This is a genomic window from Pseudomonas sp. GW821-FHT11G12, assembly GCF_058808055.1.
The window spans coordinates 695,120-715,803 of the sequence record NZ_JBXARH010000002.1; the positions used below are offsets into that span (position 1 = coordinate 695,120).

General features: G+C 61.2%; 17 protein-coding genes. 11 read left to right on the top strand and 6 right to left on the bottom strand.

What is annotated here, in order from left to right; genetic code table 11:
• Window positions 1-179 precede the first annotated feature (179 nt).
• Window positions 180-626 carry a response regulator gene (locus tag AC1RR7_RS10945; RefSeq protein ID WP_096817828.1) on the top strand — a complete coding sequence of 149 codons (447 nt, stop codon included), beginning with the start codon at window positions 180-182 and terminating at the stop codon, window positions 624-626.
• A 70-nt stretch (window positions 627-696) separates the two neighbouring features.
• Here AC1RR7_RS10945 and AC1RR7_RS10950 read toward each other — a convergent pair whose 3' ends face one another.
• Window positions 697-2,874, bottom strand: coding sequence for a malate synthase G (locus AC1RR7_RS10950; protein ID WP_493157382.1), 2,178 nt, complete (start codon window positions 2,872-2,874; stop codon window positions 697-699).
• A 454-nt stretch (window positions 2,875-3,328) separates the two neighbouring features.
• On the opposite strand from AC1RR7_RS10950, the gene AC1RR7_RS10955 reads away from it, so the two are divergent.
• A complete protein-coding gene (locus AC1RR7_RS10955; RefSeq protein ID WP_011336250.1) occupies window positions 3,329-3,847 on the top strand; it encodes a glycine cleavage system transcriptional repressor in 519 nt (172 codons plus the stop codon).
• Window positions 3,848-4,070: 223 nt separating this feature from the next.
• On the opposite strand, the gene rarD is transcribed toward AC1RR7_RS10955, so the two are convergent.
• The 5 genes from rarD to AC1RR7_RS10980 form a co-directional block, all read right to left on the bottom strand.
• Window positions 4,071-4,958, bottom strand: a complete 888-nt coding sequence (rarD, locus tag AC1RR7_RS10960; RefSeq protein ID WP_096817833.1) for an EamA family transporter RarD — start codon at window positions 4,956-4,958, stop codon at window positions 4,071-4,073.
• A 66-nt stretch (window positions 4,959-5,024) separates the two neighbouring features.
• The gene (locus AC1RR7_RS10965) at window positions 5,025-5,999 is read right to left on the bottom strand and encodes a serine/threonine protein kinase (RefSeq protein ID WP_096817835.1); all 975 of its coding nucleotides are present in this window, start codon (window positions 5,997-5,999) and stop codon (window positions 5,025-5,027) included.
• Between the two features lie 116 nt (window positions 6,000-6,115).
• Window positions 6,116-8,017: a PhoX family protein gene (locus AC1RR7_RS10970; RefSeq protein WP_096817837.1), complete on the bottom strand. Its 1,902-nt coding sequence runs from the start codon at window positions 8,015-8,017 to the stop codon at window positions 6,116-6,118.
• Window positions 8,018-8,089: 72 nt separating this feature from the next.
• Window positions 8,090-8,854, bottom strand: a complete 765-nt coding sequence (locus tag AC1RR7_RS10975; protein ID WP_102619768.1) for a TOBE domain-containing protein — start codon at window positions 8,852-8,854, stop codon at window positions 8,090-8,092.
• 58 nt (window positions 8,855-8,912) lie between these two features.
• Complete coding sequence (locus AC1RR7_RS10980; protein WP_493157384.1) at window positions 8,913-9,653, bottom strand: ComFC family protein; 741 nt, start codon at window positions 9,651-9,653, stop codon at window positions 8,913-8,915.
• A 91-nt stretch (window positions 9,654-9,744) separates the two neighbouring features.
• On the opposite strand from AC1RR7_RS10980, the gene bioB reads away from it, so the two are divergent.
• The 9 genes from bioB (at window position 9,745) to AC1RR7_RS11025 (ending at window position 20,609) form a co-directional block, all read left to right on the top strand.
• Window positions 9,745-10,800: a biotin synthase BioB gene (gene bioB, locus AC1RR7_RS10985; RefSeq protein ID WP_085731680.1), complete on the top strand. Its 1,056-nt coding sequence runs from the start codon at window positions 9,745-9,747 to the stop codon at window positions 10,798-10,800.
• A 67-nt stretch (window positions 10,801-10,867) separates the two neighbouring features.
• Window positions 10,868-12,046, top strand: coding sequence for an 8-amino-7-oxononanoate synthase (gene bioF, locus AC1RR7_RS10990; protein ID WP_493157386.1), 1,179 nt, complete (start codon window positions 10,868-10,870; stop codon window positions 12,044-12,046).
• Window positions 12,039-12,770, top strand: coding sequence for an alpha/beta fold hydrolase (locus tag AC1RR7_RS10995; protein ID WP_493157389.1), 732 nt, complete (start codon window positions 12,039-12,041; stop codon window positions 12,768-12,770). Before bioF ends, AC1RR7_RS10995 begins: the two co-directional genes overlap by 8 nt.
• Complete coding sequence (gene bioC / locus AC1RR7_RS11000; RefSeq protein WP_096817846.1) at window positions 12,763-13,575, top strand: malonyl-ACP O-methyltransferase BioC; 813 nt, start codon at window positions 12,763-12,765, stop codon at window positions 13,573-13,575. The genes AC1RR7_RS10995 and bioC overlap by 8 nt, the downstream gene beginning before the upstream one ends.
• Window positions 13,572-14,252 carry a dethiobiotin synthase gene (gene bioD, locus AC1RR7_RS11005; protein WP_096817848.1) on the top strand — a complete coding sequence of 227 codons (681 nt, stop codon included), beginning with the start codon at window positions 13,572-13,574 and terminating at the stop codon, window positions 14,250-14,252. Before bioC ends, bioD begins: the two co-directional genes overlap by 4 nt.
• A gap of 106 nt (window positions 14,253-14,358) precedes the next feature.
• Window positions 14,359-14,655, top strand: coding sequence for a pyrroloquinoline quinone biosynthesis protein PqqE (locus AC1RR7_RS11010; RefSeq protein WP_085731685.1), 297 nt, complete (start codon window positions 14,359-14,361; stop codon window positions 14,653-14,655).
• 275 nt (window positions 14,656-14,930) lie between these two features.
• Window positions 14,931-16,736, top strand: coding sequence for a phenylacyl-CoA dehydrogenase (locus tag AC1RR7_RS11015; RefSeq protein WP_096817852.1), 1,806 nt, complete (start codon window positions 14,931-14,933; stop codon window positions 16,734-16,736).
• Window positions 16,737-16,996: 260 nt separating this feature from the next.
• Complete coding sequence (locus tag AC1RR7_RS11020) at window positions 16,997-19,111, top strand: cytochrome-c peroxidase (RefSeq protein WP_493157391.1); 2,115 nt, start codon at window positions 16,997-16,999, stop codon at window positions 19,109-19,111.
• 208 nt (window positions 19,112-19,319) lie between these two features.
• Window positions 19,320-20,609: a GGDEF domain-containing protein gene (locus AC1RR7_RS11025; RefSeq protein WP_096817856.1), complete on the top strand. Its 1,290-nt coding sequence runs from the start codon at window positions 19,320-19,322 to the stop codon at window positions 20,607-20,609.
• Window positions 20,610-20,684: the final 75 nt, after the last annotated feature.

Genomic DNA, 20,684 nt, shown 5'->3' on the forward strand with positions numbered 1-20,684 from the left:
TGGACGTAAGTCTAGGTTTGGCGTGCCGTTGGGTAGTTTTCGGATATGCCCTACACAAACAGTCGGAAATTCTCAGGTTAGCCCCTTGGAAAAAAATCCGACGAAGTGCACATTGAAGCTCTGCCCAGCGATGTCTGACCACTGTGCCAGGGGATCGATTTGAAAACGTAGAGAACGCCATGTCCGACCACGATATTTTGAGCGACGCCGAGCGGGAAGCGCTCAGCGCCGTCATGCTGGAACCCGACCTGCCGCCGCAGCGGGTACTGATCGTTGATGACGACAAAGACGCCCGCGAGTTGCTGTCGGAGATCCTGGCACTGGACGGCATTCGTTGCATGACGGCGGCCAGCGGCGAATCCGCGCTGAAGATGATCGAGGAAAAACCTTCCATCGGGCTGGTGATCACGGATCTGCGGATGGGCCATGTCGGCGGTCTCGAGCTGGTCCGCCAGGTGCGCGAGTCGGTACGGGCGGCGATGCCGATCATCATTGTCTCGGGTGATGCCGACGTGAAGGATGCGATTGCGGCGATGCATTTGAGCGTGGTGGATTTTCTGCTCAAGCCGATCGATACCGCCAAACTGCTTGGACTGGTCAAGCATGAGTTGGGGATCGAGCCCTAGCTAATCCGACGCAAACAAAAAAGCCCTGATCGAAAGATCAGGGCTTTTTCATGTCCGGCATCAGCGCGGGTTACAGGCTATTGGCAGCCTTGAACTCGCGACGACGACGGTGCAGGACCGGCTCGGTGTAGCCGTTCGGCTGTTTGGTGCCCTCGATCACCAGTTCGACCGCCGCCTGGAAGGCGATGTTGCTGTCGAAGTTCGGGGCCAGCGGACGGTACAGCGGGTCGTTGGCGTTCTGACGGTCCACCACCGGCGCCATGCGCTTGAGGCTTTCCATCACTTGCGCTTCGGTGACGACACCGTGGCGCAGCCAGTTGGCGATGTGCTGGCTGGAGATACGCAGCGTCGCACGGTCTTCCATCAGGCCGACGTCGTTGATGTCCGGCACTTTCGAGCAACCCACGCCCTGGTCGATCCAGCGCACCACGTAACCGAGAATGCCCTGGGCGTTGTTGTCCAGTTCGTTCTTGATCTGCTCCGGCGTCCAGTTCGGGTTGACCGCCAGCGGGATGGTCAGGATGTCATCGACCGAAGCGCGGGCACGTTTGGCCAGCTCGGCCTGACGGGCGAACACGTCGACCTTGTGGTAGTGCAGCGCGTGCAGCGCGGCAGCCGTCGGCGATGGAACCCAGGCGGTATTGGCACCGGCCAGCGGGTGAGCGATTTTCTGTTCGAGCATCGCCGCCATCAGGTCGGGCATCGCCCACATGCCTTTACCGATTTGCGCACGACCTTGCAGGCCGCTGCTCAGACCGATATCGACGTTCCAGTTTTCGTAGGCACCGATCCACTTTTCAGCCTTCATGTCAGCCTTGCGCACCATCGGGCCGGCTTCCATGGAAGTGTGGATTTCGTCGCCGGTGCGGTCGAGGAAACCGGTGTTGATGAACACCACGCGCTCGCTGGCCGCCTGGATGCAGGCCTTGAGGTTGACCGTGGTACGGCGTTCCTCGTCCATGATCCCGACTTTCAGGGTGTTGCGCTTGAGGCCCAGCACGTCTTCGATGCGACCGAACAGCTCGTTGGTGAATGCCGCTTCTTCCGGGCCGTGCATCTTCGGTTTAACGATGTACACGGAACCGGTGCGAGTGTTCTTGCGCGAAGTGTTACCGCTCAGGTTGTGCATCGCCGCCAGGCAAGTCACCAGGCCGTCGAGGATGCCTTCCGGCACTTCGTTGCCGTGCTTGTCGAGGATCGCGTCGATGGTCATCAGGTGACCGACGTTGCGCACGAACAACAGCGAGCGGCCGTGCAGGGTCAGTTCGCTGCCGTCGACCTTGGTGTAGGTGCGATCCGGGTTCATGGTGCGGGTGAAAGTCTGGCCGCCCTTGGAAACGGATTCCGCGAGGTCGCCCTTCATCAGACCCAGCCAGTTGCGGTAGATCACAACCTTGTCGTCGGCATCGACGGCGGCCACGGAGTCTTCGCAGTCCATGATGGTGGTCAGCGCCGCTTCCATCAGGATGTCTTTGACACCAGCGGGGTCGGTCTGGCCGACCGGGGTGCTGGCATCGATCTGGATTTCGAAATGCAGACCGTTGTTCTTCAGCAGGATCGCGATCGGCGCATTGGCGTCGCCCTGGAAGCCGATCAGCTGTGCATCGTTGCGCAGGCCGCTGTTGCTGCCGCCCTTGAGGGTGACGACCAGTTTGCCATCAGCAATCTTGTAGCCGGTGGAGTCGACGTGGGAGCCGGCCGCCAGTGGCGCTGCTTCGTCGAGGAATGCGCGGGCGAAGGCGATGACTTTGTCGCCACGCACCTTGTTGTAGCCTTTGCCTTTTTCCGCGCCGCCGGCTTCGCTGATGGCGTCGGTGCCATACAGGGCGTCGTACAGCGAACCCCAGCGGGCGTTCGAGGCGTTGAGGGCGAAGCGGGCGTTCATCACCGGAACCACGAGTTGCGGGCCGGCGGTACGGGCGATTTCGTCATCGACGTTTTGCGTCGTTGCCTGGAAATCAGCCGCTTCTGGCAGCAGATAACCGATCTCTTGCAGGAAGGCTTTGTAGGCCACGGCGTCGTGTGGTTGACCGGCACGGCTCTGGTGCCAGCCGTCGATACGGGCCTGGAAGTCATCGCGTTTGGCGAGTAGGGCTTTGTTCTTCGGCGCCAGGTCGTGAATGACCTTGTCGGCGCCTTCCCAGAACTTGTCGGCGGTGAGGCCGGTACCGGGAATGGCTTCGTTGTTCACGAAGTCGAACAGGACTTTGGCGACCTGCAGGCCACCGACTTGAACGTGTTCAGTCATTGCTTGCCTCACTCTGCTCAGCTATTTCGCTTTTCAGCTCTTCAATTTAACAATGAAGCCTCTGGCCATTTAAACCACAAACCCCTCGACCAGTACATGCCATCGCTGGCGGCTGGGCTGGGACCAATCAACGGCTTGGGGGCCTTGCTGACAGGGCTTTCAGGGTTGCGAACGTGCCTTGGGCAGACATCGATCCAACGTTATGTAGTGCGCGCTGCGGCATACTACATGATGAGTTGCGGTTGTGAAAATCAGACTAATTACGTCGTTCTGCGACCCCATGACGCATTGCGGTCACGGCGCGGAACGGGATGTTCTCAAAAAACCAATGGATTGTTCCAGTTAAATATAAAAAGTTGTACACGATTTGTGATTTCGAGCGTCTGAGGCGTCTGTCGAACGCTTGCCTATACTTGTTTTTCTATAACAAAAGTCATGACAAGAGGGCTGCGCCATGGATCACCTCGTACTCACCGTCTTCGCACCGGACAAGCCCGGGCAGGTCGAGCGCATCGCCCAATGCATCGCCGAACACGGCGGCAACTGGCTGGAAAGCCGCATGTCACGGATGGCCGGGCAGTTCGCCGGGATTCTGCGGGTCGGCGTGCCGGCGGAGGCTTACGACGAATTAGTCGATGCCCTACAAGCTTTGTCGGCTCAGGGCATTCGTGTGCTGGTCGCCGAAAGCGGTATTGAACAGGCCTGCACCTGGAAACCGATTGCCATGGAACTGGTGGGCAATGATCGTCCGGGCATCGTGCGGGATATCACCCGGCTGCTGAGCGAGCAGGGTGTGAACCTCGAACGGCTGGTGACCGAAGTGCGCCCGGCGCCGATGAGCAGCGAGCCGTTGTTCCACGCCGAGGCGATTCTGGCGGTGCCGCTGACCCTGTCGCTGGATGTGCTGCAATCGCGCCTGGAAACCCTGGCCGATGACTTGATGGTGGAATTGGTGCTGCGCACCGACCTGTGAAGACGGATCGGGTTATCCAGTTTAAACGTGCACCTGCCTGTGGATAACCTGTAGAGACCGACCGCCAGGCCACGTCCGCCGTGGCTTGGCGAAGATTGATCAAAAAACCGCCAGCATTCAGTGACTTGCACACAAACGGCGGGGATCACGCTGTGGATAACCTTGGGAAGGAACGATACAGGCCACGAGAACCGTGGCCTGTGGAGGTTTGTGCGTTTTTTGATCAGCTGCGGCGGCGCAGGCTCATCCACGCATCGACGCTGTACACCGCCAGACCGGCCCAGATAAACATGAAGGCGATCAGCGTACTCGACGACAAGTGCTCACCGAACAGCAGTACTGCCTGCAACAGCACCAGCGTCGGTGCCAGGTATTGCAGGAAGCCGATGGTGGTGTAGGGCAAATGCCGCGTGGCCGCGTTGAAACACACTAACGGCACCAGCGTCACCGGGCCGGCTGCCACCAGCCACCAGGCTTCGGAGGTGGTCCAGAACGCAGCTTGCGCACTGGTGGCGGTCGGATTGAACAGTAGCCACGCGAGGGCGATCGGCACCAGCATCCAGGTTTCCACCACCAGCCCCGGCAGTGCCTTGACCGGCGCCTGCTTGCGGATCAGCCCGTAGAAACCGAAGGTCAGTGCCAGCACCAACGACACCCACGGCAGGCTGCCAACCTGCCATACCTGCTGCGCCACGCCGACCGCCGCCAGACCGACCGCCAGCCACTGCATGCGCCGCAGGCGTTCGCCGAGGATCAGCATGCCCAGCAGCACGTTCACCAGTGGGTTGATGTAGTAACCCAGACTCGCTTCCAGCATCCGGCCGTTGTTCACCGACCAGACGTAGGTCAGCCAGTTGGCCGCTATCAAGGTGCCGCTGAGCGCGAGAATCGCCAGGCGTTTCGGGTTGTCGCGCAGCTCCTGCCACCAGCCCGGATGCTTCCAGACCATCAGCAACAGCGCGCCGAACAGCGCCGACCACAACACCCGGTGGATGATGATCTCCACCGCCGGCACTTCGGCGATGGCTTTGAAGTAGAGCGGGAACAGGCCCCAGATGATGTAGGCACTCAGGCCCAGAATGTACCCGCGACGCGGGTTGGCGGCTTGCATGCAGAATCCTTGCTTAGGCAGCTAACAAAGCAGCGATTGTACGGGCAGTTGTATAGACGTGTCGTGTCAGAAAAGCTTCAACGGCTCTTCATTCAATGCCGCCAGTTGTTCACGCAACGCCAGCACCTGATCGCCCCAATACCGCTCCGTGCCGAACCACGGAAAACTGTGAGGAAACGCCGGATCGTCCCAGCGTCGGGCCAGCCAGGCGCTGTAGTGCATCAGGCGCAGGGCGCGCAGCGGTTCGATCAGCGCCAGTTCGCGTGGGTCGAAATCGTGGAATTCGTTGTAGCCGTCCATCAATTCCGACAGCTGTCCGAGGCATTCCTGACGATCGCCGGCGAGCATCATCCAGATGTCCTGCACGGCCGGGCCCATGCGGCAGTCGTCAAGGTCGACGATGTGGAACATCTCGTCGCGGCACATCATGTTGCCGGGGTGGCAGTCGCCGTGCATGCGGATGTTCTGATGCGGCGTGGCGGCGTAGGCGTCTTCCACGCGCTTGAGCAGGTCGCGGGCGACGGACTCGTAGGCCGGCAACAGGCTTTTCGGAATGAAGTTGCCTTCCAGCAAAGTGTTCAGCGAGGCATGGCCGAAGTTCTGCACGGCCAGCGCTTCGCGATGCTCGAACGGACGTGTTGCGCCGACTGCATGAATGCGACCCAGCAACTGACCGAGGCGATACAGCTGGTCGAGATTGCCCGGCTCCGGCGCCCGGCCACCGCGACGGGGAAACAGGGTGAAACGGAAACCGGCGTGTTCGTGCAGGGTCTGGCCGTTGTGGATAAGTGGCGCCACCACCGGGATCTCGACGTCGGCCAGTTCGAAGGTGAACTGGTGTTCTTCGAGAATGGCTTCGTTGGTCCAGCGCTGCGGGCGATAGAACTTGGCAATCAGCGGCTCGGAGTCTTCGATGCCGACCTGATAGACGCGGTTTTCGTAACTGTTGAGCGCCAGAATGCGTGCGTCGCTCAGAAAGCCGATGCTTTCGACGGCATCGAGCACGAGGTCTGGGGTGAGGGTTTCAAACGGGTGGGCCATGCTGACTCCTGCGCGCAGCAGGCTGCCGCGTCCGGCCCAGCATGGTAGCGCAGACGGGCTGTCTTGAGGGGGATCGTTCCCGCGCAGAACGCGGGAACGATCTGACCGCTGCCGTATCAGGCGCCGACGATCCCGCCATCCTCACGGGTAATCGCCATCACCGAAGAGCGCGGCTTGCCGTTCGGCAAATGCTCGGGGAAGGTCGAGCCGCCGTTCTCGCCTGGATGCTGGATCCCGACAAACAGGGTTTTCTGATCCGGCGAGAAACTGATCCCGGTGACTTCGCAACCGATCGGCCCGACCATGAACCGGCGAATCTCTCCCGTCTTGGGATCGGCGCAGAGCATCTGGTTGTTGCCCATCCCGGCAAAGTCCCCGGCGTTGCTCGAATCACCGTCGGTGAGAATCCACAGTCGGCCGGCCTTGTCGAAACCGAGGCCGTCGGGGCTGTTGAACATGTTCTGCGGGGTGATGTTCGACGAGCCGCCCTTCGGCGTACCGGCATGCACGCCCGGGTTGCCGGCCACCACGAACAGATCCCAGGCGAAGGTCTTGGATCCGTGATCGTCGCGGTCGGTGCGCCAGCGCAGGATCTGCCCGTAGACGTTCTTCTCGCGCGGGTTCGGGCCGCCCACCGGTTGCCCGTCTTCGCCGCGTTTGGCGTTGTTGGTCAGGGTGCAATAGACCTGGCCGTCTTTCGGGCTGACCACGATCCATTCCGGGCGGTCCATGCGCGTGGCGCCGACCACACTGGCCGCCAGGCGTGCATGAATCAGCACTTCCGCCTGATCGGCAAAACCGCTGCTGGCGTCGATGCCGTTCTTGCCGTGGGTCAGTTCGATCCACTGGCCCTGGCCTTTCGGGTGGTCGGGGTTGCCGTCGCCCGCGTCGAACTTCGCCACGTACAGGGTGCCGTGATCGAGGATGTCGCGGTTGGCTTTCGCGTTGCGGTGGTTGATGCGGTCGCGGCTGATGAACTTGTAGATGAACTCGCCGCGTTCGTCGTCGCCCATGTACACCACGGCGCGACCGTCGTCGGTCTCGGCCAGGGCGGCGTTTTCATGTTTGAAGCGACCGAGGGCGGTGCGTTTGACCGGGGTTGATTGCGGGTCGAACGGGTCGATTTCCACCACCCAGCCGTGACGGTTGAGCTCGTTCGGGTTCTTCGCCATGTCGAAGCGTGGATCGAACGGATGCCAGTTGATCTCGCGGCTGGCGACCGACACGCCGTAGCGTTTCTGCGCCGGGTCGAACTGCTGCTGGGCGTTGCTGCTGCCGAAGCAGTCAGTGAAGTTCTCTTCACAGGTCAGGTAAGTGCCCCACGGGGTCTTGCCGTTGGCGCAATTCTGGAAGGTGCCGAGGACTTTCTTGCCGTGCTTGTCGGCGCTGGTCTTCATCAGCTCATGACCGGCAGCCGGGCCGCTGATGCGCAGCGGCGAGTTGCCGTGGATGCGACGGTTGTAGCGCGAGCCCTGAACGAACTGCCATTGGCCGTTCTTGCGCGCCACTTCGATCACCGACACGCCTTCGCAGGCCAGGGCCTTGCGCACGTCTTCCGCCGATTGCGGCTGGCCGCCATGGGGGTAGAGGTAGCGGTAGTTGGTGTATTCGTTGTTGATCGCCATCAGGGCGCGATTCTTGTCGTCCGGGAAGGCGAACAGGCTCATGCCGTCGTTGTTGTCGCCGAACTGCACTTCCTGTGCAGCCGCAGTGCCGTTGCCGCTCGGGTCGAAGGCCGGGCCGTTCTTGTGCAGGGGCTGACCCCAGCTGATCAGCACCGACGACTTGTAGCCCTTGGGCAGGCTGATGACGTCGGTGGTGGCGGCCGGAATGCTGTCGAAGCCGAGCAGGCGGCTGTTGCCGGCGCTGACACCGGTGGCCAGCGCGCTGCGGCTCAACAGGCTGCCACCGAGGAACATCGCCGCGCCGCACAATGCGCCGGCGCCGATGAAACCGCGACGGCTCATGCCGACCATTTTTTCCAGGTCAGTGGATTGGTTTTCTTCTAATAGGCTCACATCAGGCTCCCTGCTTGGTTTTGGCAGCCACCTTAATGAGAGGCGATGACGCTTTTGTTGCAGGAGCCCGCGCTAAAGCGGTGTGCCGATCAGCACATTGGACGGCGAGAACTGCACTTGCACCGGTTGTTCGACGGTCAGTCCGTGGGTGCGCAGGTGCAGCGGCTCAGCCAGGGCGCAGAGTGTCTGGCCATTGGGCAGGGCGACGCGTACTTCGCTGGGGCCGTCTTCGGCATCGAGAATGGCTTCGAGGGTACCGCTCAGAAGATTGTGACCAGATGTTGCAGCCTGTTCTCGCCCCAGCAACTCCAGCCAGCCGGCCTTGATCAGTGCCACCACTTCGGTGCCCGGTTGCAGCTCCAGATGCACGGTGCTGTCGTGGGTGATCTGCGCATCGATGCACAGGCCTTCGGCCAGTTCGAGACGGATCAGGTCATTGCGGCCCTGGTGTTCGATGCTGACGACTTTGCCATGCAATTGATTGCGGGCGCTGGTCCGGAGCATCAAACGCCCCAGTAGATCCAGATCGCTGGCGTCTTCGGCAGCTTCCAGTACCTGAGCCTGCAAGGCTTGCAGCTTCTGATAAAGACGCAGCACCCGTTCGCCTTCGCTGGACAGTCTGGCGCCACCGCCGCCCTTGCCGCCGACAGCCCGCTCGACCAGCGGCTTTTGCGCGAGATTGTTCAACTCATCGATGGCGTCCCACGCCGCCTTGTAACTCAGGCCCGCGCTTTTGGCGGCGCGGGTGATCGAGCCCTGTTCGGCAATGTGTTGCAGCAGGGCGATGCGCTGCGGGCGGCGGACAATGTGCTGGGACAACAGGGAAGGCAAGGACATGTCGGGTGCTTTGTGCTGGGTTGATGGTGGAGGAAGTTGGCCGCTTGGCGCGTGTGAGTCAAGCCGCGTCGCCAGGTTTCGGTGTTCGGGCCAGGCAGTAGACGTCGACCCGCGTGGCGCCCGCGTCCACCAGCAGCCGGGCCAATGCCTGGGCGGTGGCGCCGGTGGTCAGCACATCATCCACCAAGGCCAGATGCCGACCTTGTACGTGGGCGTCTGACAAAAGTTCGAAGGCATTGCGCAGATTGCGTTTGCGCGCCTTGGCATCGAGTGCCTGCTGGGCGCTGGTGTCCTGAATTCGGCACAGGATATTTTCTTCACAGGGCAGGTCCAGTTGCTTGCCGAGCCACCGCGCCAGCATTGCCGCCTGATTGAATCCACGTTGGCGCAGACGCTTGTTCGCCAACGGTATCGGTAACAAGGCATCCGGGCGTGGCAGGCCTTCGTCGAAGCGATGTTGCAGGAATTGCCCGAGAACATCGCCGAGCAGGCGGCCAAACGGCCATTTCGCATTGTGCTTGAAGCGGGTGATCAGGCTGTCCACCGGGAAGCCGTAGGACCAGGGCACCGCCACGTGTTCGAAGGCGGGCGGATCCTTCAGGCAGCCGCCGCACGTCAGGCCCGCAGCGGGCAGCGGCAAGGCACATGTCACGCATTGATCACCCAGCCAGGGCAGTTCGGTTTCGCAGGCCACGCAGAGGGGTGTTTCGGCTTCCGCCGGCTCATCGCAAAGCAAACAATGCTGGTTGTTATTTAACCAGATGTAAACCGGTCTATCTTGATGTGGTTGACAGTGCATGGCTCTTCCTTAAATATGCCGAACATCCGTGTCGTGCCTGTGGGTATTCCGTTTCCCCAGGTGCAAGCCAAGCATAACCAAGGAATCGCCCATGAGCGCCAGCACCACTGCCACCCTGCGTCACGACTGGTCTTTGGCCGAAGTCAAAGCACTCTTCGTTCAGCCATTCAACGACTTGCTGTTCCAGGCGCAGACGGTGCACCGCGCGCATTTCGACGCCAACCGCGTCCAGGTTTCCACCCTGCTGTCGATCAAGACCGGCGCCTGCCCGGAAGATTGCAAATACTGTCCGCAATCCGGTCACTACAACACCGGTCTGGAAAAAGAAAAGCTGATGGAAGTGCAGAAAGTCCTCGAAGAGGCTGCCCGCGCCAAGGCCATCGGCTCGACCCGTTTCTGCATGGGCGCGGCGTGGAAACATCCGTCGGCCAAGGACATGCCCTACGTGTTGAAGATGGTCGAAGGCGTGAAGGCCATGGGCCTGGAAACCTGCATGACCCTCGGTCGTCTCGATCAGGATCAGACCGAAGCGCTGGCCAAGGCCGGGCTCGACTACTACAACCACAACCTGGACACCTCGCCGGAGTTCTACGGCAGCATCATCACCACCCGCACCTACAGCGAGCGTCTGCAGACCCTGGCCTACGTGCGCGATGCCGGCATGAAAATCTGCTCCGGCGGCATCCTCGGTATGGGCGAGTCCCTCGATGACCGCGCGAACCTGCTGATCCAGTTGGCCAACCTGCCGGAGCATCCGGAGTCGGTGCCGATCAACATGCTGGTGAAAGTCGCCGGCACGCCGCTGGAAAACGCTGACGACGTCGATCCGTTCGACTTCATCCGTATGCTCGCCGTGGCGCGGATCCTGATGCCGCAATCCCACGTGCGTCTGTCCGCTGGCCGCGAAGCGATGAACGAGCAGATGCAGGCCCTGGCGTTCTTCGCCGGCGCCAACTCGATTTTCTACGGCGACAAACTGCTGACCACCGCCAACCCGCAGGCCGACAAGGACATGCAGCTGTTTGCGCGTCTGGGCATTCAGCCGGAAGCCCGCGAAGAACATGCCGACGAAGTGCATCAGGCCGCCATCGAGCAGGCGCTGGTGGAGCAGAAGAGCAGCGAGCAGTTCTACAACGCGGCAGTCTGATCGTCCGTTCTTTCAGGCGCTGCCTCGGGCGGCGTCTGCTGATTCATTTGCCACCCGTGAGGCTTGCATGTCTTTCGATCTCGCCGCACGCCTTGCTGCCCGTCGTGCCGAAAATCTCTATCGCCAGCGACCGCTGCTTGAAAGCCCCCAGGGGCCGCAAGTGGTGGTCGACGGTCAGCCATTGCTGGCGTTCTGCAACAACGATTACCTGGGCCTGGCCAATCATCCGCAAGTGATCGAAGCCTGGCGCGCCGGTGCCTCGAAGTGGGGCGTCGGCGGCGGAGCCTCGCATCTGGTGATCGGCCACAGCGGCCCGCATCACGCACTGGAAGAAGCTCTGGCCGACCTCACCGGACGGTCACGTGCGCTGTTGTTCACCACCGGTTACATGGCCAACCTCGGCGCGGTCACGGCGCTGATCGGGCAGGGCGATACGGTGCTGGAAGACCGGCTCAATCATGCGTCGTTGCTGGATGCCGGACTGTTGTCCGGCGCGCGGTTCAATCGTTATCTGCACAACGACGCCGACAGCCTGGCCAAACGTCTGGAGAAAGCCACCGGCAATACGCTGGTGGTCACCGACGGCGTGTTCAGCATGGACGGTGATCTCGCCGACCTGCCGGCGCTGGCCCGTGAAGCCAAGGCCAAAGGCGCGTGGTTGATGGTCGATGACGCCCACGGTTTCGGTCCTCTGGGTTCGAACGGTGGCGGGATCGTCGAGCATTTCGGCTTGAGCCAGGATGACGTGCCGGTGCTGGTCGGTACCCTCGGCAAAGCGTTCGGCACGGCGGGCGCGTTTGTCGCTGGCAGTGAAGAGCTGATCGAAAGCCTGATCCAGTTCGCCCGTCCGTACATCTACACCACCAGCCAGCCACCGGCGTTGGCCTGCGCAACCTTGAAAAGTCTGGAACTGCTGCGCAGCGAACACTGGCGTCGCGAGCATTTGCAGACGCTGATCCGCCAGTTCCGCCACGGCGCCGAACAGATCGGTCTGGAGCTGATGGACAGCTTCACGCCAATTCAGCCGATCATGATTGGCGATGCCGGTCGCGCCGTACGTTTGTCACAGATGTTGCGTGAGCGTGGGCTGATGGTCACCGCGATCCGCCCGCCGACTGTGCCCGCCGGCAGTGCTCGGCTGCGGGTCACGCTGACCGCCGCTCACAGCGAGGCGCAGGTGCAACTATTGTTAGAAGGACTGGCCGATTGCTTTGCCCAACTGAAGTCGGAGCCAAGCCATGCGTGATCGTCTGATTCTGCTCCCCGGCTGGGGCCTCGGTGTTTCCCCGCTGGAACCTTTGGCGGCTGCGCTGCGTGGGCTCGATGAACACCTGACGGTCGAAATCGAACCGTTGCCGGAGCTGGAATCCAGCGATCCTGCGGACTGGTTCGACGAACTCGATGAGCGCATTCCCCAGGACGTCTGGCTGGGTGGCTGGTCGCTGGGCGGTATGCTGGCCTCAGAGCTGGCGGCGCGGCGTGGTGAACATTGCTGCGGCTTGCTGACGCTGGCGAGCAATCCTTCTTTTGTTGCCCATGACCAGTGGCCGAGCGCTATGCCGGGGGAAACCTTCGATGCATTTCTGGCCGGTTGCAGCGCTGACCCGCGTCAGACCCTCAAGCGTTTTTCGTTGCTGTGCGCTCAGGGTGCGCAAGACTCTCGCGGCTTGTCGCGACTGTTGCTCGGCGGCGCGCCGAATACTTCACCGATCGCCTTGATGGCGGGTCTGGAGTTGTTGGCGCAGATCGATACGCGCAATGCCTTGCAGGTGTTTCGAGGCCCGCAATTGCATTTGTTTGCCGGGCTGGACGGGCTGGTGCCGGCGGAAGCCGCGGGCGAGCTGTTCGCCTTGCTGGCGGATGTCGAGGTCGGGCTGATCGAGCAGGCCAGCCATGCGTTTCTTCTGGAAGACCCCCACGGTGTGGCCGGTGCGATCCAGGCGTTTTTAAGTGAGTGTGGTGATGACTGATTTGTCTCTTGCTGCGCTGCCCGGCGGCTTGCCTGACAAGCGCCAGGTAGCGGCTTCCTTTTCCCGCGCAGCGGCCAGCTACGACAGCGTCGCCGAGTTGCAGCGTGATGTCGGCACGCAGTTGCTGAATCGTCTGCCGGTGGATTTTCTGCCGTCGCGCTGGCTGGATCTGGGCTGCGGCACCGGGTATTTCACTCGGGCGCTGGCTGAACGTTTTGCGGGTAACGAAGGGCTGGCGCTGGACATCGCCGAGGGCATGCTCAATCACGCCCGGCCATTGGGCGGGGCCGCGCACTTTATTGCTGGTGATGCTGAGCGTCTGCCGTTGCAGAACTCGACCTGCGATCTGATCTTCTCCAGCCTCGCCGTGCAGTGGTGCGCAGACTTCGAATCGGTGCTCGGCGAAGCCTTCCGAGTACTGAAACCGGGAGGGATTTTCGCGTTTGCTAGTCTTTGTGTAGGGACGCTGTACGAATTGCGCGACAGTTGGCGTCAGGTCGATGGCCTGGTGCACGTCAACCGTTTCCGCGAGTTCGCTCGGTACGAGCAATTGTGTGCGGCCAGTGGTCTGCGCACGGTCAGTCTGGAGAATCGGCCGCATGTGCTGCATTACCCGGATGTGCGCAGCCTGACGCACGAACTCAAGGCGCTGGGCGCGCATAACCTGAACCCCGGTCGGCCGGGCGGATTGACCGGTCGGGCGCGGATTCTGGGGCTGGTCGAAGCCTACGAGCAGTTCCGTCAGCCGCAGGGCTTGCCGGCGACTTATCAGGTGGTCTACGCCGTGTTGGAGAAACCCGTATGAGCGCAGCCTATTTCATCACCGGAACCGACACCGACGTCGGCAAGACGACGGTCGCCGCCGGGTTGCTGCATGCCGCCCGATCGGCAGGGTTGAGTACGGCGGCGGGCAAGCCGGTGGCGTCCGGTTGTGTCGTGACGCCCAGAGGTCTGCGCAACTCCGATGCCTTGGCGTTGCAGGCCGAGTGCTCGTTGCCGCTGACGTATCAACAGGTCAATCCGGTGGCGTTCGAGCCGGCCATCGCGCCGCATCTGGCGGCCCGTGAGGCAGGCGTGGCGTTGACCGTGCAATCGCTGCTGGCGCCGATGCGCGAGATTCTGGCCATGAACGCCGACTTCACATTGATTGAAGGCGCGGGCGGGTGGCGGGTGCCGTTGGCGGATCAGGACAATCTGTCGGACCTTGCCATTGCGCTGAATCTGCCGGTGATTCTGGTGGTGGGCGTGCGTCTGGGTTGTATCAGCCATGCATTGCTGACGGCCGAGGCGATTGCCCGGGACGGGCTGCAACTGGCCGGTTGGGTAGCGAACATCATTGATCCGAAGACGTCGCGACTGGAAGAAAACCTGGCGACGCTGGCCGAGCGTATTCCGGCGCCATGTCTGGGGCGGGTGCCGAAACTCAAGGCGGTCAGCGCCGAGGCGGTCGCCGATCACTTGCAACTGGATCTGCTCGACTGATTTTGACTATGGGAAGGCACTGTGCCATTAGTGTTTTTGACGGGTGTTTTTCTGACGCCTCTGGTTCAATGGCACCCATTGATCCTTCCCAAGGATGAGAGCTCCCATGGAAATCTCCGGAAACACAGCTTTTTATGCAGGTCTGAGCAGCATTCAGACCGGGCAGAACCGTGTCGATCAGGCTGCCAGCCAGATCGCCAACAACACCATTGAGCGTTCGGTCACCAGCCAGTCTTCCGAAGCCCAGATTGATCGCCTGCGCGGCGTGGATCGCAGCCAGCAAATGGATCCGGGCAGCGCCATGGCCGAGATGGCCCAGGGCAAGTTTCAAGTGGAGCTGGGCACCAAAGTCGCCAAGGCTTCCGATGAAATGCTCGGTACGATCATCGATACATTCGCCTGATTTTCTGATATCCGCTTTGCCAGACGCCGCGACTGTTCGCGGCGTTTTTCGTTGTAAGTCCTTCTCCCTCAACTAATCTTTTCTCATTGCACATGGCTCGTCCGGGCGCATGTCGCGGTGCTGTGTCCGGCGTTCGAAAAATGTGATGACGAATGGCAAAAGATCGACGCTTGACAAGATTTCGGCGTAAACGTATGTTTCAAACAACTGTTTGACCGTCACAACAAATCAATGCGGTCGTTCATTCCCGGTTACATCAGCAGAGGTTTATCGCTATGCCTGACTACAAGGCCCCCTTGCGTGATATTCGCTTCGTTCGTGACGAACTGCTCGGCTACGAAGCGCACTATCAGAGCCTTCCAGCGTGCGCAGACGCAACGCCGGACATGGTTGACGCCATTCTCGAAGAGGGCGCCAAGTTTTGTGAGCAGGTGCTGGCACCGCTGAACCGCGTGGGCGACATCGAAGGTTGCACCTGGAGCGAGTCCGGCGTGAAAACCCCGACCGGCTTCAAAGAGGCCTACAAGCAATTCGTCGAAGGCGGCTGGCCAAGCCTGGCCCATGACGTCGAGCACGGTGGTCAGGGTCTGCCTGAGTCGCTGGGTCTGGCTGTCAGCGAAATGGTCGGCGAAGCCAACTGGTCGTGGGGCATGTACCCGGGCCTGTCGCACGGCGCGATGAACACCATCTCCGAGCACGGTACTCCAGAGCAGCAAGAAGCCTATCTGACCAAACTGGTCTCCGGCGAATGGACCGGCACCATGTGCCTGACCGAGCCGCACTGCGGCACCGACCTGGGCATGCTGCGCACCAAGGCCGAACCTCAGGCCGACGGTTCCTACAAAGTCTCCGGCACCAAGATCTTCATCTCGGCCGGTGAACACGACATGGCCGACAACATCGTCCACATCGTACTGGCCCGCCTGCCGGATGCACCGGCTGGCACCAAAGGCATTTCCCTGTTCATCGTTCCGAAGTTCATGCCGAATGCCGATGGCACCGTTGGCGCTCGCAACGCTGTGAGCTGCGGCTCGCTGGAACACAAGATGGGCATCCACGGCAACGCCACTTGCGTGATGAACTTCGACGGCGCGACCGGTTTCCTGATCGGTCCGGCGAACAAAGGCCTGAACTGCATGTTCACCTTCATGAACACCGCACGTCTGGGCACCGCGCTGCAAGGTCTGGCCCACGCCGAAATCGGCTTCCAGGGCGGCCTGAAATACGCTCGCGATCGCCTGCAAATGCGCTCCCTGACTGGCCCGAAAGCGCCGGAAAAGGCCGCTGACCCGATCATCGTGCACCCAGACGTACGCCGCATGCTGTTGACCATGAAGGCATTCGCCGAAGGCAACCGTGCGATGGTGTACTTCACCGCCAAACAGGTCGACATCGTCAAGTACGGCGTGGACGAAGAAGAGAAAAAGAAAGCCGACGCACTGCTGGCCTTCATGACTCCGATCGCCAAAGCGTTCATGACTGAAGTCGGTTTCGAATCCGCCAACCACGGCGTACAGATCTACGGCGGCCACGGCTTCATCGCCGAGTGGGGCATGGAGCAGAACGTTCGCGACAGCCGCATCTCGATGCTGTACGAAGGCACCACCGGCATCCAGGCACTCGACCTGCTGGGTCGTAAAGTGCTGATGACTCAAGGCGAGGCCCTGAAAGGCTTCACCAAGATCGTCCACAAGTTCTGCCAGAACAACGAAGGCAACGAAGCCGTTAAAGAATTCGTTGCACCGTTGGCTGCACTGAACAAAGAGTGGGGCGAGCTGACCATGAAGGTCGGTATGGCTGCCATGAAAGATCGCGAAGAAGTCGGCGCAGCCTCCGTGGACTACCTGATGTACTCCGGTTACGCCTGCCTGGCCTACTTCTGGGCCGACATGGCGCGTCTGGCTGCTGAAAAACTGGCTGCCGGTACCACCGACGAGGCCTTCTACACCGCCAAGCTGCAAACCGCGCGCTTCTACTTCCAGCGCATCCTGCCGCGTACCCGTACGCACGTGGCAACCATGCTGTCGGGCGCAAACAACCTGATGGACATGAAAGAAGAGAACTTCTCGCTGGGCTACTAAGCCTTAACGCGGTCGTTCTGAAAACCGCTGCTCCTTCGGGGGCAGCGGTTTTTTTGTGCCCGGATTTCCCCAATCCCGGGGCTGATTCCCCAGCATTGATGACGGCTTTGCTCAGCTGAACCCCTGCGCTTATTGATTCAAGATGTTTCCAGAAGGGTGGCCAATTAATTGCACTGTCCGAATTACCGGTGCTAACGAGAACTGCCTGCTCAAAGAAGCATGACGCCCGGCACTTAACAACAACAGTCAGGGTGAAGCCTATGAACATCAGTCGACTCGCTCGTTTGACCTTCTGGTTACCCATCGCGCTGTCAGTCCACAGCGCATGGGCCGCCGACCCCGCCGAAGTCGATCCCCCGGTGCCGGAAGTCCCGTCGCTGCAATCGTTGCGCGGGATGGTGCCTCCCGATCCGTCCGGAACCGAAGGCGGGCGCAAGGTCGACCTGATGACCGACTACGTGCTCAACCGCTCTGCCGCGATCCTGTTGGGCAAGGCGTTGTTCTGGGACATGGAGATCGGCAGCGACGGCGCGACTGCGTGCGCCTCCTGTCACTACCATGCCGGTGTCGATCACCGCATCACCAACCAGCTCAATCCCGGCCAGGCCAACACCAACGCCAACGTCGCGTCGATTTTCAACAAGCCGTTTGTGGCTTCCGACATTCCCGGCGACGTGGCGACCTACGCCACGTTGTCCGGCGGCAAGGGTGGCCCGAACTACACGCTGAAAAAAACCGACTTCCCGACCCACGTGCTGAGTAATCCACTGGAGCGCAACTCGCCGATCGTTTACTCGACCGACGATGTGGTCGGTTCCCAAGGCGTGTTCGACGCCAACTTCGTCAAACCCAACCAGCCACGGTTCGACAAGTGCACCCAGCAGCCGGACGGCCTGTTTCAGGTCGGCGGCATCAACGTACGGCGCAGCACCGGTCGCAACGCGCCGTCGGTGATCAACGCCGCGTTCAACGTGCGCAACTTCTGGGACGGTCGGGCCAACAACGTGTTCAACGGATTTTCGCCGTTCGGCAATCGCGACCCGGATGCGGGGATCTACGTGACCAGCGAACGCAGCACGGTCGCCACCAAAGTCAGGCTGGCACTCAACGATGCTTCTGCCGCCTCGCAAGCCGTCGGCCCGCCCGGCAGCCCGGTGGAAATGTCCTGCGGTGGCCGTACCTTTGCCGACATCGGTCGCAGGATGCTCGACACCCTGATGCTCAAGCAGCAACGGATCTCGTCCAGTGATTCGGTGCTGGGGCCAGTGTCCGGCGCACGGCGTCCGACCTATCGCGAACTGATCAAGAATGCCTTCCAGCCCCGGTTGTGGAACGCCACGCAAAACGTCTCGGTGGGCGGCGCGCCGTACACCCAGATGGAGGCCAACTTCCCGCTGTTCTTTGGTCTGGCAATTCAGATGTACGAAGCCACACTGGTGTCCGATCAGGCGCCGATCGATGCCTATCTGCAAGGTGACCACACTGCGATGAACGCGCAGCAGGTCGAGGGGATGAACCTGTTCCTCGGCAAGGGCAAATGCGTCAATTGCCACGGCGGCGCTGAGCTGACCAACGCTGCCAGTCGCTTGCTGATGCACCCGCGCGAGCGCATCGAACGGATGGTGATGGCTGACAACCTGACCACCCTTTATGACAACGGTTTCTACAACACCGGTGTGCGTCCGACTTCCGAAGATCTGGCCCTCGGTGGCGCGGATGCCTGGGGCAATCCGTGGTCGTTCACCCGTCAGTACAACACCGTGTTGCAGGGCGGCCGGACGGTCGATCCACTGGATGTCGACGTGTGCACCTTCGAAGCACCGCTGAGTGCAGCGATACCGTGCGACGCCACGCTCAAGCCGAATGTCGGGTTCCGTGATTCTGTCGACGGCGCGTTCAAGACGCCGACCCTGCGCAACATCGCCCTGACTGGTCCGTACTTCCACAACGGCAGTCGCGCCACGCTCAAGCAGGTCATGGAGTTCTACAACCGTGGCGGTGACCGGCGCGGCGAGGACGCCAACAACACCAGCGGGTTCGAGCACCCGGCGGTGAATCAGCACAACACCTCCAACCTCGATCCGGACATGACGGCGCTGAACCTGACCCCTGACGAAGTTGACGCCCTGGTGAAATTCATGGAAGTCGGCCTGACTGATCCGCGCGTTGCCTGGGAACGGGCGCCATTCGATCATCCGTCGCTGGTCATCCCGCAGGGCCACATCGGGGATGAGAATGCCGTGACCCAGCGCCCGGCCAGTCCGAAGGTCACGACTCGTCAGGCAACGGATGCATCGCTGAATCTCAAGCCTTACGGCGCTGAAGGCCGGCCGGCGGCGGAGGGGCCGTTGCAGCCGTTCTACAACGATCTTTGAGTGGAAATGATCGTCATGGCCATCAAGCATGATGGCCATGACGAAAGTTTCATGCTTCTCAGGCAAAAAACCTTGATTGAAGGCTCAGAAACCGAGGGATTCGGCCGTTAAAGAGACAGCCTGTGATCTGGATCACATTGTGTGTGCTTAACTGGCCACATTGCAGGCACAATGCCATCTCTTTGCCAAGACGGTCGGAGCTTTACCCTTGCCGCGTTCTTCCGCTGTACGTTTCAGTCATTTCATACCTTCACTGCTGTTGTTGCTTGCGGGGTTGGCGGCTGCGTACGTCAAAGACCTCAACGTGTTCTTCACCTCGCTGTTCAACGTGCTGCCAACCCTGGTGCTGTTGCTGGGCGGGTCGTATTGCGCGGTTTATCGACGCCAGCGCGAACTGTTTCTGATGGTCACGGTGTACATCGCCTACTTTTTGCTCGATACCCAGACCGACTATTACCGTGACAACGGCAAGGTGCGCGAAGACGCGGCCGTGGTGTTCCATCTGGTCTGCCTGCTGTTGCCCTTGTTGTTCGGGCTGTTCGCTGCGTGGCAGGAGCGCACGCACCTGTTTCAGGACATGGTGGCGCGGTTTGCCGTGCTGCTGGCGTTTGGCAGCGTGGCGCTGGGGCTTGAGCAAAGTTACCCGCAGGCGTTGCTGATGTGGCTCTCGGAGATTCGCTGGCCAGCCCTGCACGGCGCATGGATGAGCCTGATCCAGATGTCCTATCCGGTGTTCCTCTCGGCGTTCCTGTTGCTGGCCTGGCAGTACTGGCGCAACCCGCGACCGCTGCACGCGGCGCAACTGGTGGGGTTGCTCGGAGTGTTCTGGATGCTGCCGAAAACCTTCATCCTGCCGTTTACCCTGAACATCATGTGCAGCCAGGTGATGCTGATGATTGCGGCGGCCGTAGCGCACGAGGCTTACCAAATGGCCTTCCGTGACGAGCTCACCGGCCTGCCGGGCCGTCGCGCACTCAACGAGCGCATGCAGCGTCTGGGGCGCAACTATGTGCTGGCGATGAGCGACGTCGATCATTTCAAGAAATTCAACGACACCCACGGTCACGACGTGGGTGACCAGGTCCTGCGACTGGTGGCCAGCAAGCTGTCCAAAATCAGCGGTGGCGGTAGGGCGTATCGCTACGGGGGTGAGGAATTCGCCCTGGTGTTTGCGGGCAAGACCCTTGAAGAGTGCATGCCGCACCTGGAAGTCATCCGCGAGTCGATCGCGTCCTACAACATCCAGTTGCGCAACCAGGAAAACCGCCCGCAGGACGACCAGCAGGGTCGCCAGCGTCGTGCCGGTTCCGGTGCGTCCAGTGTGTCCGTCACGGTGAGCATCGGCGTCGCCGAGCGTGTGGAGCAGCGTAACCCGGAGCAAGTGCTCAAATCCGCCGACGAAGCGCTCTATGCCGCCAAAGGGGCAGGTCGAAACTGCGTGATGGCGTTCGGTCAGAACCGTCGTGGCGCGGTGCGCATGGACAGCGCCGCAGGTTGAGTGATGACGGCGCATTCAGCGTCTGGACAGTGATTGTGGGGCAGGGTGGCCGGCAGTAGGTTGGAGAAATCTGCT